Raw genomic sequence first — 14,495 nt, 5'->3', positions numbered from 1 at the left:
ATCAGGCACACGGGCTTTGGTGTGTCAATTGCGCGGCAAGGTTGTAATGTACTCCCGGCTCACCTTCTAGCTGCGTTTACTTAAACGATCTGAGGCAGGCGCTCTTCTCGCGTTCATCTAGAATTTGCGCAGTTGCAGGGTTGTGCGGGTGGGTCCTATGGCGGCTCTGTTGGTCGTGGCAAAACGCCAAGAGATGTTACCCTGCCCCGTTACCCCGAACGAAGAAGCCCCGCCATTGGCGGGGCCTTCTGGGCACTAAGTGCTTGATATAATTGGTGGAGCCAAGGGGAGTCGAACCCCTGACCTCTTGAATGCCATTCAAGCGCTCTCCCAACTGAGCTATGGCCCCACCGAGGTGCATCCCATCGGGCTGCGAGGGGCGGTGTATGGTTTCGCGTGGGACAGATCAAGAGGAAAAATGCAATCGCGGAAAAAACCCGCGCGCCGGTTGCGAGGTACGGGTTAGGCAATGGGCCGGACTGTCCTGCCGGGCGTGCCCGGTCCCTGAAAAGCAAAACGGGCGCCCGTTGCGGGGCGCCCGTTTCGTATCAGCAGACCCTGTGGCCCGCTCAGCTGTCGTCTTCGCTGTCGTCAGCGACGTCGCCCAGTTCGTCGAACGACACGGTATCGTCGTCCTCGTCCTCGAGCAGTTCGTCGTCGGCCTCGACCGCGACATCGTCTTCATCGTCGAGCAGCGCGTCTTCGCTCTCGGGCTCGGCCTTGGGAGCGGATTTCGACTTGTTCGATTCGGTGGCCGCAGTGACGCCCTTGCGACCCGGCTGTTCCGTGGGAACGACCTCGCCGGTATAGGGGCTGATCACAGGCGACTTGTTCAGGTCGTAGAATCGCTTGCCCGTCGTCGGGCAAAGGCGCTTCACGCCCCATTCTTCCTTGGGCATTGACAATCCTTCCCATGCTTGGATCGACGCCCGTTGCCATAGTTGGATTGCCTTGTCAAAGCCTTTCGGGCGTTGTTTGGTGCCACCGGTCGGGGCATGACGTCTGCCATCGCCGCCGCCCGCGCGCCATCGCGCGCCGCTTTGGCCCCGCAGCAAGGAAAATGCATGCCGCCCGAAACCGAGATGATCGAATTGCCCGGCGATCCGCCGCTCTCGGTGCGGCTGAAGCGCTCGCGGCAGGCGCGGCGGGTCTCGCTGCGGGTTTCGCGGCTGGACGGGACGATCACTCTGACGGTCCCGGCGCGGGCCTCGGTGCGAAACGCGATTGCCTTTCTCAACGAACGCCGCGACTGGCTGGACCGCGCGGTGGCCGAGACCGAGACGCCGCTGGCGGTCGTCTCGGGCGTGGCGATCCCGGTCGAAGGACGGCTGCTGAGGGTGGAACCCGCCGCGATCCGTGCCGCGCGGATCGAGGGCGAGCACCTGCTGGTGCCCCGCCAGCGCCCTGCAGCGGGGGCGCTGGCCTTTCTGCGCCTTCAGGCCCGGGACCGGCTGGCCGAGCGGGTGGCGGTCCACAGCGCCGCTCTGGGACGCCCAACGGGCAAGCTGACGCTGCGCGATACGCGCTCGCGCTGGGGGTCGTGCACGGTGACCGGCGATCTGATGTTCAGTTGGCGGCTGATCATGGCGCCGCCGCCGATCCTCGATTACGTCGCCGCGCATGAGGTCGCGCATCTGGTCGAGATGAACCATTCCGCGGCCTTCTGGGCGCAGGTCCAGAGGCTGTTCCCCGGCTATCAGGAGGCGCGGCGCTGGCTGAAGAGCGACGGCGCGCGGCTGCATCGCTTCCGTTTCGACGCCGCGCCCGGGACAAGCGGGCATAGCGCATCTTGACGGCCTGAGTGGATTTGTGATCACGGTTCGCGCATGGAAGTTCCCGCCCGCCCCGGCCCCGATGCCTCGACCCTTTCGGCGCATGACCGCGTGTACCGCACGCTGCGCACGCGGGTGATTCATGGCGAATTGCTTCCCGGTCAGCCGCTGACGCTGCGCGGGATCGGCCGTGAATTCGGGGTGTCGATGACGCCCGCGCGCGAAGCGATCCAGCGTCTGGTGGCCGAGGGCGCGCTGACGATGTCCGGGTCGGGCCGCGTGCAGACGCCGGAACTGGGCAATGAGCGGATCGAGGAACTGGCGACGATCCGCGCGCTGCTGGAGCCCGAACTGGGCAGCCGCGCCCTGCCCCGCGCGCATTCCGCGCTGATCGACCGGATGGAGGCGATTAACGCCGCCAATACCGATGCCGTGCTGCGCGGCGACGCGGTGACCTATGTGCGCACCAATCTGGAATTTCACCGCACGCTGTATCTGCGCGCGCAGTCGCCCGCGATGCTGGCGATGGTCGAGACGATCTGGCTGCAGCTGGGGCCGACGATGCGCGCGCTCTATGGCCGCTTGCGTCGCAATACGCCGCCGCCGCATCACCGGATGATCCTTGCCGCGCTGAAAGCCGGGGACGAACCGGGGCTGCGGCTGGCGATTCGCACCGATGTCACGCAGGGATTGCGGCATCTGACGCAATAATCGGTGATCGACCCCTCGCGGGAGTAGACAGACGCCCGTTTGCAGGCCGAAAATGCCGGGCATGGCACGCAAAATCGTATCCGTCCTTTCGCTGGCTGTCCTTGGCCTTGTGCTGTTCCCGGCCCTGTCGGCGGTACCGGCCCATGCGCTGAGCGCGCATGTGCGCTGTGTGCAGGAGCAGCTCAATGCCTCGGGCTATCGCGAAGGTCCGGTGGACGGGCGGCTGGGCGACCCCACGCGCGCCGCGCTGGGGCTTTTTGCGCGCGATAACGGGCTTGAGATCGACTCTGACGTCAGCTCGGACACCGCGGTGACATGGTGCCGCCGCATCGGGTTGACCGATCCCGCCTTGCGCGCGTTCTGGCCTTCGGCGCGGCGCCCGGTGGACCTGTCGATCGCGCCGGACGTGCCGCGCGATATCGCCGCGCGGATCGAGGCCACGCTGGTGCCTGAGATGCAGTCGCTCAGCGCGCTTCTGGGGCTGGAACTGGCCGCGACGGACGAAGTGATCGTCGTACGCAACGATACATGGCGCATTGCTCTGCCCCGGATGCAGGCGCTGCGCGGGGCGAATGACAACCCGTTCTTCGCCGAAGCGATGGAACGTCACTGCACCGGCATCAACCGGCTGGGCGGCTGGACGGTGTCGGGACTGACAATCTTGTGCCTGCGCGATGACGCTGTTCTGGGCGAGTCGCTGTCTGAACGCGACTTGCGCCACGCCCTGCGCCACGAGGCCCTGCACCTGATCCAGCATCAGGTCTCGGCACTGCGGGTGCGCCGGATCAACGAAACGCCCGGCTGGGACCCGCATGAAGTGCCGATCTGGATGGCCGAGGGCACGGCGGTGATCCTTGAGGGCCGCTATCCCGCCCAGAGCGCGGTGAATACCATAGACCGGCGGCTGATCGGCACGTTCGACGACCGCGACTGGCCCAACCTGCGGCAGCTTGAAACGCGCCACGGGCTGAAGATCGATTACGACGGCGTCTATCTGGGCGGCGCGGTGGCGGTGTCCTACCTGATCGCGCGGCATGGCGGGTATCCCGCGCTGGGGCAGCTGTATGAGCGGGTGGGCGAAGGCCGCCGCTTCGACAACGCCTTCGCCGATGTATTCGGCCTGTCGCTCGCCGGGTTCTACGAAGAGTTCGCGGCGCTCGGCAACACGCCGGGATAGCGCCGTTTCAGGCGCTGACCCGGCGACCGCTGGCCGTGTTGAACGGATGCAGCGCCTCAAGCGGGACATGCAACGGGATCGGATCGCCCTCGTTCATCGTCGGCAGGCCGGGGATCCGCACGGTGATCGGCTGATCGTTGCCGTCGAGCGACACGTAGATATGGCTTTCAGCCCCGGCGGGTTCGAGCAGAACCACCCGCCCGTTCAGCGACAGATGCGGCGCGGCGGGGGCGGTAAGCAGCATGTCGTCGGGACGCATCCCGACCAGATCGGTGCCGCCGGGCAGGGTCGTCGGTGCGGCGCCGCGGTCGCGCAGATAAGCCATCTCGATCATGTTCATCGCAGGCGAGCCGATGAAACCCGCGACGAACAGTGTCTCGGGGCGCTGATACAGCTCCATCGGGGTGCCGACCTGCTCGATCTGGCCCGCGTTCAGCACCACCAGCCGGTCGGCCAGCGTCAGCGCCTCAAGCTGATCGTGCGTGACATAGAGCGAGGTCGTGCCCAGCCGTTTCTGCAATTGCCGGATCTCGACGCGCATCTGCACCCGCAGCTTGGCGTCGAGGTTCGACAGCGGCTCGTCGAACAGGAAGGCCGAAGGCTCGCGCACCAGCGCGCGGCCCATCGCGACGCGCTGACGCTGGCCACCCGATAGGGCGCGCGGCTTGCGTTGCAGGTAATCGCCGATCTGCAGCATCGCGGCGGCTTCCTGCACGCGGCGCTCGATCTCGGGCTTCGCCACGCCCTGATTGCGCAGGCCATAGGCAAGGTTGTTGTAGACCGTCATATGCGGGTAGAGCGCATAATTCTGGAACACCATGGCGATGTCGCGGTCGGCGGGTTCGAGGGTGTTCACAACCCGGTCGCCGATGCTCAGCGTGCCGCCGGTGATCGTCTCAAGCCCCGCGACCATGCGCAAAAGCGTGGACTTGCCGCAGCCCGACGGGCCCACCAGCACGATCATCTCGCCGTCGGCAATGTCCAGGCTGATGCCCGTCACCGCCTTCACGCCGCCGGGATAGACCTTGTGCAGGTCGTCCATCACGATGCGGGCCATGTTATTTCTCCGTCTCGGTCAGGCCCTTCACGAAGAGCCGTTGCATGAACAGGATCACCAGAATGGGGGGCAGCGCGGCCAGCACGACGGTGGCCATGACCAGATGCCACAGCGGTTCGCTGTCGGCGCCGGTCACCATGCGCTGAATGCCCATGACGACGGTGTAATAACTCTCGTCGCTGGTGATCAGAAGCGGCCAGAGATACTGGTTCCAGCCATAGATGAACATGATCACGAACATCGCCGCGATGTTGGTGACACTGAGGGGCAGCAGGATGTCCTTGAAGAATTTCATCGGTCCCGCCCCGTCGACCCGCGCGGCTTCGAGCATTTCCTCGGGCACGGTCATGAAGAACTGCCGGAACAGGAAGGTCGCGGTGGCCGAGGCGATCAGCGGGATCGTCAGCCCGGCATAGGTGTTGAGCAGGTTGAGATTCGCCACGACCTCGAAAGTGGGCACGATCCGCACTTCGACCGGCAGCATCAGCGTGATGAAGATGATCCAGAAAAAGAAGATGCGGAACCGGAAGCGGAAATAGACGATGGCAAAGGCCGATAGCAGCGAGATGGCGATCTTGCCCACGGCGATCATCATGGCCATGACGAAGCTGTTCCACAGCATCAGCCCGATGGGCGGCGCACCCGCGGTCGAGCGACCTTGGAAAATCACCTCGCTGTAATTCTCGATGGCATGACTGCCGGGCAGAAGCGGCATCACGCCCTGCAGGAAGGTGCCCGGCGCATGGGTCGAGGCGATCACCGCCACATAGACCGGGAACACCACGATCCCCACCCCGAGGATCAGGATCAGATGCGCAAGGAAGGTGCCGAAGCGGTCGTTCTGTACCATCGCGGGCCCCTCAGTAATTGACGCGGCGTTCGATCCAGCGGAACTGGATCACGGTCAGGACGATGACGATGGCCATCAGGATCACCGACTGCGCCGCCGACGAGCCCAGATTGCCGCCGACGAAGCCGTCGCGGAACACCTTGTAGACAAGGATATTGGTGGCGCGCGCGGGGCCGCCCTCGGTCGTGGCATGGATCACGCCGAACGTGTCGAACATCGCGTAGACGACATTGACCACCATCAGGAAGAAGGTGGTGGGCGACAGCAGCGGGAAGACGATGGTCCAGAACCGCTTCATCCGTCCCGCACCGTCGATCGAGGCCGCCTCGATCAGCGATTGCGGGATGGATTGCAGGCCGGCCAGAAAAAACAGGAAATTGTAGCTGATCTGCTTCCACGCGGCGGCGATCACAACAAGGATCATCGCGTCGGTCCCGTCGAGCCGGTGGTTCCAGTCATAGCCGAAGCCCTGCAGCATATAGGGCACGATCCCGACCGAGGTGTTGAACATGAACCACCACAGCACACCGGCAATGGCAGGGGCCACGGCATAGGGCCAGACCAGAAGCGTCGTGTACCATTCGCGCGACCGCAGCATCCGGTTGACCATCACCGCGAACAGCAGCGACACGCCCATGGCCAGAAACGTGGTGCCGACGGCGAAGATCGCCGTGGTCTTCATCGCGGCCAGATAATGCGGATCGGCAAAGAGACGTTCGAAATTCCGAAACCAGACGAAGGTCGAGCGCAGCCCGAACGGGTCTTCGCGCAGCATCGACTGCCAAAGCGCCTGACTGGCGGGCCAGACGAAGAAGACCAGCGTGATCAGCACCTGCGGCGCCAGCAGCGCGTAAGGCAGCCATCGGCTGGAGAAGGTCATGCGCTTGGTTTGCATGGTCCGGGCTCCGGTCGCGGATCGTCAATGCGGGACGGGCGTTTCCGTCCGTCCCGCGTGTCAGGAAACCGTGGAGTTACTGCAGCGACGATTCGAAGTCACGCAGCAGCATGTTGCCGCGCTCGACGATGTTGTCGGCAGCGTCCTGCGCCGAGATCGAACCGATCAGCATCGCTTCCATCTCTTCCGAGATGATGTCGCGGATCTGCAGGTAGTTGCCGAAGCGCAGGCCGCGCGAATTCTCGGTCGGCGGGTTCAGGTTCATCTGCATGATCGACACATCGGCGCCGGGATTGGCTTCGTAATAGCCCTGCTCTTGCGACAGCTCATAGGCGGCCTGCGTGATCGGCAGGTAGCCGGTGTTCTGGTGCCACCACGCCTGCTGCTCGGGCGTCGAGAGGAACTCGAAGAAGCGCGCAACGCCTTCGTAATCGCCTTCGTCATGACCCGACAGAGTCCACAGCGTGGCGCCGCCGATGATCGAGTTCTGCGGCGCGCCTTCGACATCGGCGTAATAGGGAAGCATCGCGTAGCCCACGTTGAACGGCGCGTTGGCCATCACGCCCGCGCGGCCGGCCGAGCTTTCCATCATCATCGCGCATTCGGCCGAGTAGAAGGTCGGACCCGCATCGGGGCCGTCATTGCCACCAGCCCATTTGAAGATGCCTTCGGACTGCCAGCGGGCAAGGTTTTCCCAGTGACGGATCAGCGGCTCTTGCTGGTTCAGGACCAGCTCGGCGTCGAAACCGGCGAAGCCGTTCTGCTCGGTGCCAAGCGGCAGGTTGTGCAGCGCGAGGAAGTTCTCAAGCTGGATCCAGGACGGCCAGCGGGTGGTGAAACCGCAGGTCGCGGCGCCCGAATCGATGATCTGCTGCGAGAATTCCTCGACCTCGGCCCATGTGGCGGGCGCCGTTTCGGGGTCAAGCCCGGCGGCTTCGAACACGTCCTTGTTGTAATACAGGATCGGCGTCGACGAGTTGAACGGGAAGGACAGCATGTTGCCGTCGGGATCGGTGTAATAGCCCACGACGGTGGGGATATACGCGTCGGGGTCGAATTCGACGTCGTGCTCGGCCATCAGCTGGTAGATCGGGATGATCGCGCCCTCGGCGGCCATCATCGTGCCGGTGCCGACTTCGAAAACCTGCAGGACATGCGGCTGCTCACCGGCGCGGAAAGCGGCGATGGCGGCGTTCATGGCTTCGGAATAGGTGCCGCGATAGCTGGGCACGACGACGTAATCGGATTGCGATTCGTTGAACGTCGCGGCCGTTTGCTCGACCAGTTCGCCAAGGCGGCCGCTCATCGCATGCCACCACTGGATTTCGGTCTGGGCCGAGGCCGCGGCAGGCGCGACAAGGGCCATGGCCGTGGCGGCCATCAGGCTTTGCTTGAACATCAGGGGTCCCCCCATTGGTTTCGTCGTTATTGCGCACGGGTTTGCGAAACCGCTCCCCACGATCCCGCGGGCGCGAATTTCATCACTTTGCTGCGATATTCTTCGTTTGTGAAGAGTGGATGACAAAAACCGAAAATACCTCGACGTAAAGTCGTCATCTGACGCCCTTGCGCGCTTAGGCTGCGGACCGCGATTCTGGGGGATGTTGCGCTCAGGCGCTGGCGGCGAGCGCCGGTTCGGGCAGGCTCAGCGGCTGGCGATCTTGCCAGCGCGGCCAGCCCAGAAGCGCGGAAATCGTGCGGAATTCCAGCCCCTGCGCAAGGATTCCGGCCAGCGTTTCGGGCAAAGCGCCCAGCATCTGATCGTTGACGTCATGCGCCAGCAGGATGGCGCCCGGTGCGGCGCCGGCGATCATCCGCTCGGCGATCAGTGTCTCGCCCGGATAGCGCCAGTCCTTGGGGTCCACGTTCCAGCCGATGGTCGGCAAGGCGCGATTGGCGTGCAGCATCGCCTTTTGATGCGGCGTGAACCGGCCATGCGGCGCGCGAAAAATCACGGGCTGATGGCCCACCACGTCGAAGACCGCGCGTTGCGCCAGATCGACCTCGCGCAAGACCGCGTCATCGCCCTGCGTCACCAGATAAGGATGGCTGAAGGAATGATTGCCGATCTCGTGCCCCTCGGCGACGATCCGGCGGGCGAGATCCGCGTGGCGCAGAACCTTCTGGCCGATGACGAAGAAGGTCGCGCGCGCGCCCGCTTCGGCCAGCATGTCCAGCACACGCGGCGTGCGCTCGGGGTCGGGGCCGTCATCGAAGGTCAGCGCCAGAACGGGCTGCGCGGTTTCGACCTCGATCAACGACACGAGGCCCTTCATCGGCTGCAAGGGCGCCATCGGAAAACGGGCATAGGGCCGCGCCGCCGAAAGCGGTGCCCTGCGCCCCGGTTGCGTGCCACGCAAAGTTGCGGACGCAAGTACAGGCTCACCAGTTTTACGCGAAAAATGATTCATTCTTCCCAACCCTTAGGCGAGTTGCCGTGGCAACTCTGGGTTACTTAAGCGCTAATGGCTTCGTTTCGCGAGGAAATTTCTGCTGATTCCTGCGGAAACCGGGAAGAATCGGGCTCAAACCCCTGTGTTGCCAAGGGCCGGGGCCCACGACGGCCCGCCCAAAACGAAAACGGCGCGGCCCCGGAAAGGGTCGCGCCGAATCACAGTCATGCGTTGCGACCGATCAGCCGCGATGTTGCCGGGACGAGGCGCTTACATAGCGCAGCCCGCGCGGCCCCCAATGCGGCCAGGCCAGCAGATCGGACATCGTCACCGGCTCAAGCCCGCGCGCAAGGATCCCCTGCAGCGCCTGTGGTACCGCGCGGATCGTCGGGCCGTGGATGTCATGCGCCAGGATCACCGCGCCGGGGCGCGCGCCGCGCACCATGCGGTCGGCCACGACCGACACGCCGGGACGACGCCAGTCCTGCGGATCGACCGACCAGACGACGGTCGACAGGTTGCGCTGGTTGAACAGCATGTTCATTTGCCGGTGCGAGAACGACCCATAGGGCGGACGCATCGTCACCGGCACCGCGCCGACCGCGTCCCAGACGATCTGCTGGGTGCGGTCGATCTCGCGCAGGACATTGCCGTCGCCCAGCCGCGCCAGCACCGGGTGGCTGAGCGTGTGGTTCCCGATCTCGTGGCCTTCGGCAACAATCCGGCGCAGGATCTCAGGATAGCGCTGCGCGTTGCGGCCGATCACATAGAACGTGGCCTTGGCGTTGTACTGCGCCAGAATGTCCAGCAGCCACGGCGTGTTCTGCGGATGCGGACCGTCATCGAAAGTCAGCGCAACGCGCGGGCGCGTCGTCTGCACGGCGTTGAGCGAAACCACCTCATGCGTGCGCGAAAGGCGCGGCATCGGCGGTTGCGGGACCGCAGGCACGGATTGCGCCATGGCGGTCGAAGACAGGCCCATGGGCGCGGCGCCGGCAAGGCACATCACCCCGAGCCCGGACATGAAAGTCCGTCGGTTTTGATTGGTCACACTGTCCCCCGACAGTTGTGTTGGCAGCTTCGGGAGTCCTACGAAGCCGCCCCGCAAGCGGGAAGGATGAATCCGTCAATTGTGTCGTTTGGTGTGTCTCATGCGACGCAAATGCCACAAAACATGGGCTTTTCGCAGGTTTGGGCCGGGATTCACGGCCCTCAGGCGATGCAGATTGCATCGGCGGACGGCCGCTTACGGGAAATATTCACGCTGTGTCGACAGGGGTTTCGCACGGAACAGGCGAATCAGTTCGCGCGTCAGAGCTTATCCCGCAGCGAAAACCAGACCATCGCCAGCACCATCAACGGCCAGCGGAGCGTCGCGCCACCGGGGAAGATCGGGCTGGGAACCGAGGCCATGACGTCGAACCGCTCGGCCTGACCGGCGATCGCTTCGGCCATCAGCTTGCCCGCCAGCGTCCCCATAGCGACCCCGTGGCCCGAGAAGCCCGACGCGGTCAGCACGTTCCCCGCCAGTCGCTCGAAATAGGGCATCCGGTTGAAGGCGATGCCCAGCGTCCCGCCCCAGGCATGGGTGATCTCGATATCCTTGAGCTGCGGGAAGATCTCTTCCATCGGCTTGCGGACTTTCGAGGCGATATCGTCGGGAAAACGATAGCCATAGGATTCGCCACCCCCAAAAAGCAGGCGGTTGTCCTGCGAGAAGCGGAAATAGTTGATGACGAATTTCGAATCCGCGACGGCGTGGTTCTGGCGGATGATCCCGGCGCGTTCCTCGTCGCTCATGGGGCGGGTCGCGGCGATGAAATTGTTGATCGGCATCACCCGGGCCGAGATTTCCGGCTCGAGCCGCCCGGCGTAGCCGTTCACGCCCAGCGCAAGGTACTTCGCGGTTATCCGGGCAGCGCCGGTATCGACGCGCGCGGGCTCGCCCTTGGTGAAGGAAATGACGCGCGACTGCTCAAAGATCCGCACGCCCGCCGCCTGAACCGCGCGCGCCAGACCCACCGCATAGCGCAGCGGATGCAGATGCCCGCCGCCCATATCGATATCCCCGCCGTGATAGCGCGGCGAGCCGACCATCTCGCGCATCTCGCGACGGTCCAGCGTGCGGATCTGGTCATAGCCGTATTCGCGCGCGATCTTCTCGGCGTAGCGGTGGAATTCGGCGACGTAACGCTCTTTGTGGGCCGCGTGGATGATGCCCGGCGCATAGCCTGCATCGGGGGCATGTGCCTCGGCCAGCGAACGCGTCAGTTCCACCGATTCCAGCGACAGGTCCCAAAGCGCGCGCGCCGCCGGCTTGCCGACCATGCCTTCCAGCGCTTCCTGATCCAGACGCTGGCCGGTGCCGACCTGACCACCATTGCGCCCCGAGGCCCCGAACCCCAGACGCTGCGCTTCCAGAAGAATCACGTCATAGCCGCGTTCGGCAAGATGCAGCGCAGCCGACAGCCCGGTGAAGCCGCCGCCAATGACGCAGACATCGCAGCTCAGCTCGCCCTCGGCCGCCGGGAAGGGCAGCAGCGGGTCGGTGCTGGCGGCATACCAGCTTGCCGGGTATTCCCCCAGCGTGTCATTGGCGGTCAGCAGGTCCATGGTGCTGTCTCCTGATCAGGAGGCCTTTTTCAGCAGCCCCTCGGCCTTGAGTTGGGCATAGGCTTCATCCAGCGCCACTGTAGCCCGATCGATCAGGATGTCGATCTCGTCCGTGGTCATCACCAGCGGCGGCGAGATGATCATGCGGTCATAGACGTGCCGCATGATGACATTGTTGGCGAAGCAACGCTCGCGGGTGATGTAGCCGGCGGTGCCCGCATCGGCGGCGAACCGGGCGCGGCTGCCCTTTTCCGGCGTCAGCGCCAGCGACCCCATCATGCCGATCAGCTTCGTCTCGCCCACCAGCGGGTGATCGCCCAGCGCGTGCCAGCGTTCGGCCAGATGCGGATGGGCCACGTCGCGCACATGCTCGACCACGCCCTCTTCTTCCATGATGCGCAGGTTTTCCAGCGCGATAGCCGCGGCGACCGGGTGGCCGGAATAGGTGTAGCCGTGGTTGAACTCGTCCGAGCCGATCACCGCCGCGACCTCGTCGCAGACGACCGAGCCGCCGATCGGCGCATAGCCCGAGGACAGACCCTTGGCGATGGTCATGATATGCGGCTTGATGTTGAGCGTTTCGCAGCCGAACCAGTTGCCAGTGCGGCCAAAGCCGGTGATGACCTCGTCCGCGATCAGCAGGATGCCGTATTTGTCGACGATGCGCTGGATTTCGGGCCAGTAACTGTCGGGCGCGATGATCACGCCGCCGGCGCCCTGAACCGGCTCGGCGATAAAGGCCCCGACCTTGTCCGCACCGATTTCGAGGATCTTTTCCTCAAGCTCGCGCGCGCGCATCAGGCCGAATTCTTCGGGCGTCATGTCGCCGCCCTCGGCGTACCAGTGCGGCTGGCCGATATGCACGATGCCGGGGATCGGCAGATTGCCCTGTTCGTGCATCGACACCATGCCCCCGAGGCTGGCGCTACCCATGCCCGAGCCATGATAGCCGTTCATGCGCGAGATGATCACGCTGCGTTCGGGCTGCCCCTTGAGCGCCCAGTAATGGCGGACCAGACGGATATTGGTTTCGTTCGCTTCCGAGCCCGACGAGGCGAAGAACACGTGGTTCAGATCGCCCGGCGCCAGTTCGGCGATGCGCGCGGCCAGCGCGATAGCGGGCACATGCGAGGTCTGGAAGAAGGTGTTGTAATAGGGCAATTCGCGGATCTGGCGCGCGGCGGTATCGGCAATCGAGTCGCGGCCATAGCCCACATTGACGCACCAAAGCCCGGCCATGCCGTCGATGATCTCATGCCCCTCGCTGTCGGTCAGGAACACACCCTTGGCGCGGGTGATGATCCGCGCGCCTTTCTTCTCCAATTGGGAATCGGTGGTGAAAGGGTGCATGTGGTGCGCGGCATCAAGAGCCTGCAACTCGGCCGTGGGCATGTGGTTGGTGATCGTGCGCATGGCGGAAACTCCTTTTGCCCCGCGATGGCGGGGGATTCGCTGCACGATACGCATCCGCGCGAACCGCTGCAACAGAATTTGATCAAATTATTTCGGGCTGCCCGCTTTCAGCGCGGCACGCGCGCAAGGGGCCCGCAACGCTTGCGCTACAAAGCGAAGCGGTGTGCAATCCACGTATCGCCCGACACTGGGAATCCCATGCGCGAAGACATCATCGACGCGATCCGCAACTGCTATCTGTTTGCCGGGGCGGATGCGCACAGCATCCGGACGCTGGCCGATGGCAGCCACGTCAAACGCATCCCCGCCGGCGCGCCCCTGTTCTTCAAGGGCGACGACGAAGACGGGCTGCATGTCGTGCTGTCGGGGCTGGTGCGGATCTGGCTGGCAGACCCCGAGGGGCGCGAACTGACCCTGACCCTGCGCGAGCCGGGCGAACCGTTCGGCGAGATCGCCCTGCTCGACGGCCTGCCCCGCAGCGCGAATGCCTCGGCACTGGAAGACAGCGAATGCCTTGTCACGCCGCGCCGGGCACTCGATGCGGTGCTAAAGCACGATATCGGACTGGCCCGGCACCTGATCCAGCTTCTGTGCGAATTGCTTAGGCGCGATACCGATACGCTGGGCGGCTTTGCCTTTGTCAGCCTCGACCGTCGGCTCGCGCGGAAACTGCACGATCTGGCGCTCTCGCATGCCACGCTGAACGGGGATGGCGCGGTCTTCTTGCGGAAATTCTCGCAAACCGATCTGGCGCAGATGCTGGGGGTCACGCGCGAGGCGGTGAACAAACGGCTGGCGGCGATGGCGCAGGACCGCGTCGTGACGCAGGAAAACGGCCTGTTCGTGATCCCCGATCTGGCCGCCCTCGCCGCGCGTGCAGCGGGCGCGGTGGACGGTCGTTAGCGTTACAGCACGCCCAACGCCATGGCCGACAGACCCACCACCAGAAGTGCCGCGCCCGAGGCATAGCCCAGAAGCCGTGCCAGACCGAACCGGACAAGCGCGTTCGACACCACCAGATAGGGCATCAGCCCCGCCGCCGCCGAGGCCACGACCGCCGAGCCGTAAAACAGCACAAGGTCGCTCAGCACCACGGTCTCGGCGCCGGCAGCAACGAAGCCGGGAAAGAGGGACAGAAAGAAGACCAGCGCCATCGGATTCGCCGCGCCGATCCAGACGCCATTGGCGACAATGCGAATGGCTGAGCAGGGTCCATCAGCCGCATGCCGTGCCTCTGCCGGAACTGCGCGCAGAACCTTCAGCCCCGACACAATCAGAACCGAGCCGCTCGCCAGTTGCAGCGCCAGCATCAGCGCCGGATCGACGCCCCGCGCGCCGAGCGCCATGAACAACGCAAGGATCGACCAGCTCAGTTCGGCCAACAGGATACCGAGAACCGCCAGCAACCCGCCCGCGCTTCCGGCCCGCGCCGTCGACGCGCCGACCAGCGCCACGTTCTGACCGGGCGCGACCGAGGCCACGAAATTCGCCATCGCCAGAGTGATCCAGGTTTCCGGTGTCATATGAGCCTCCCGCTTTCGTTGCGGGAGGTCTCTCATGGTCTGGAAAGGAACGCTGTGAACGCGGTCACAGGCCAAAGCCCGGACCCTGTGA

Annotated in this window: 14 protein-coding genes and 1 tRNA gene; 4 read left to right on the top strand and 11 right to left on the bottom strand. The window is 64.7% G+C overall.

Translation table 11 applies throughout. The features are described 5' to 3' along the window. Positions 1 to 273: 273 nt before the first annotated feature. Positions 274 to 349: transfer RNA gene (locus JI664_RS15455), tRNA-Ala, on the bottom strand. A gap of 220 nt (positions 350 to 569) precedes the next feature. Continuing rightward, on the bottom strand, positions 570 to 899 hold the full coding sequence (locus tag JI664_RS15450; RefSeq protein WP_207014660.1) for a TIGR02300 family protein: 330 nt from the start codon (positions 897 to 899) through the stop codon (positions 570 to 572). A 165-nt stretch (positions 900 to 1,064) separates the two neighbouring features. Here JI664_RS15450 and JI664_RS15445 point away from each other — a divergent pair, with 165 nt between their 5' ends. The 3 genes from JI664_RS15445 (at position 1,065) to JI664_RS15435 (ending at position 3,660) form a co-directional block, all read left to right on the top strand. Then, on the top strand, positions 1,065 to 1,793 hold the full coding sequence (locus JI664_RS15445) for a M48 family metallopeptidase (RefSeq protein ID WP_414707741.1): 729 nt from the start codon (positions 1,065 to 1,067) through the stop codon (positions 1,791 to 1,793). Between the two features lie 33 nt (positions 1,794 to 1,826). Further along, positions 1,827 to 2,483, top strand: coding sequence for a GntR family transcriptional regulator (locus tag JI664_RS15440; RefSeq protein WP_207014659.1), 657 nt, complete (start codon positions 1,827 to 1,829; stop codon positions 2,481 to 2,483). Between the two features lie 61 nt (positions 2,484 to 2,544). Then, positions 2,545 to 3,660 (top strand): peptidoglycan-binding domain-containing protein, encoded by a 1,116-nt coding sequence (locus JI664_RS15435; RefSeq protein WP_207014658.1) that lies wholly within the window; start codon positions 2,545 to 2,547, stop codon positions 3,658 to 3,660. A gap of 7 nt (positions 3,661 to 3,667) precedes the next feature. On the opposite strand, the gene ugpC is transcribed toward JI664_RS15435, so the two are convergent. The 8 genes from ugpC to JI664_RS15395 all read right to left on the bottom strand — a co-directional run bounded on the left by ugpC (position 3,668) and on the right by JI664_RS15395 (position 12,881). Continuing rightward, on the bottom strand, positions 3,668 to 4,717 hold the full coding sequence (ugpC, locus tag JI664_RS15430; RefSeq protein ID WP_207014657.1) for a sn-glycerol-3-phosphate ABC transporter ATP-binding protein UgpC: 1,050 nt from the start codon (positions 4,715 to 4,717) through the stop codon (positions 3,668 to 3,670). A gap of 1 nt (position 4,718) precedes the next feature. Further along, the gene (gene ugpE / locus JI664_RS15425) at positions 4,719 to 5,567 is read right to left on the bottom strand and encodes a sn-glycerol-3-phosphate ABC transporter permease UgpE (protein ID WP_207014656.1); all 849 of its coding nucleotides are present in this window, start codon (positions 5,565 to 5,567) and stop codon (positions 4,719 to 4,721) included. A 10-nt stretch (positions 5,568 to 5,577) separates the two neighbouring features. Further along, positions 5,578 to 6,462: a sn-glycerol-3-phosphate ABC transporter permease UgpA gene (gene ugpA / locus JI664_RS15420; protein ID WP_207014655.1), complete on the bottom strand. Its 885-nt coding sequence runs from the start codon at positions 6,460 to 6,462 to the stop codon at positions 5,578 to 5,580. Positions 6,463 to 6,538: 76 nt separating this feature from the next. After that, entirely contained in the window at positions 6,539 to 7,861 is a 1,323-nt protein-coding gene (ugpB, locus tag JI664_RS15415; protein WP_207014654.1) for a sn-glycerol-3-phosphate ABC transporter substrate-binding protein UgpB, read from the bottom strand. Positions 7,862 to 8,072: 211 nt separating this feature from the next. Beyond that, positions 8,073 to 8,726, bottom strand: coding sequence for a polysaccharide deacetylase family protein (locus JI664_RS15410; protein WP_207014653.1), 654 nt, complete (start codon positions 8,724 to 8,726; stop codon positions 8,073 to 8,075). Positions 8,727 to 9,096: 370 nt separating this feature from the next. Beyond that, complete coding sequence (locus JI664_RS15405; protein WP_207014652.1) at positions 9,097 to 9,879, bottom strand: polysaccharide deacetylase family protein; 783 nt, start codon at positions 9,877 to 9,879, stop codon at positions 9,097 to 9,099. Between the two features lie 287 nt (positions 9,880 to 10,166). After that, a complete protein-coding gene (locus tag JI664_RS15400; RefSeq protein ID WP_207014651.1) occupies positions 10,167 to 11,468 on the bottom strand; it encodes an NAD(P)/FAD-dependent oxidoreductase in 1,302 nt (433 codons plus the stop codon). Between the two features lie 15 nt (positions 11,469 to 11,483). Further along, the gene (locus tag JI664_RS15395; protein ID WP_207014650.1) at positions 11,484 to 12,881 is read right to left on the bottom strand and encodes an aspartate aminotransferase family protein; all 1,398 of its coding nucleotides are present in this window, start codon (positions 12,879 to 12,881) and stop codon (positions 11,484 to 11,486) included. 198 nt (positions 12,882 to 13,079) lie between these two features. Here JI664_RS15395 and JI664_RS15390 point away from each other — a divergent pair, with 198 nt between their 5' ends. Further along, positions 13,080 to 13,784 (top strand): Crp/Fnr family transcriptional regulator, encoded by a 705-nt coding sequence (locus tag JI664_RS15390; protein WP_207014649.1) that lies wholly within the window; start codon positions 13,080 to 13,082, stop codon positions 13,782 to 13,784. A 2-nt stretch (positions 13,785 to 13,786) separates the two neighbouring features. Here JI664_RS15390 and JI664_RS15385 read toward each other — a convergent pair whose 3' ends face one another. Beyond that, positions 13,787 to 14,404 carry a LysE family translocator gene (locus JI664_RS15385; protein ID WP_207014648.1) on the bottom strand — a complete coding sequence of 206 codons (618 nt, stop codon included), beginning with the start codon at positions 14,402 to 14,404 and terminating at the stop codon, positions 13,787 to 13,789. Positions 14,405 to 14,495 lie beyond the last annotated feature (91 nt).

The sequence above is a fragment of the Rhodobacter sp. NTK016B genome (genome assembly GCF_017303295.1).
GTDB lineage: Bacteria > Pseudomonadota > Alphaproteobacteria > Rhodobacterales > Rhodobacteraceae > Pararhodobacter.
Note: the sequence above shows the minus strand (reverse complement) of the source record. Positions and strands in the feature narration are given on the sequence as shown.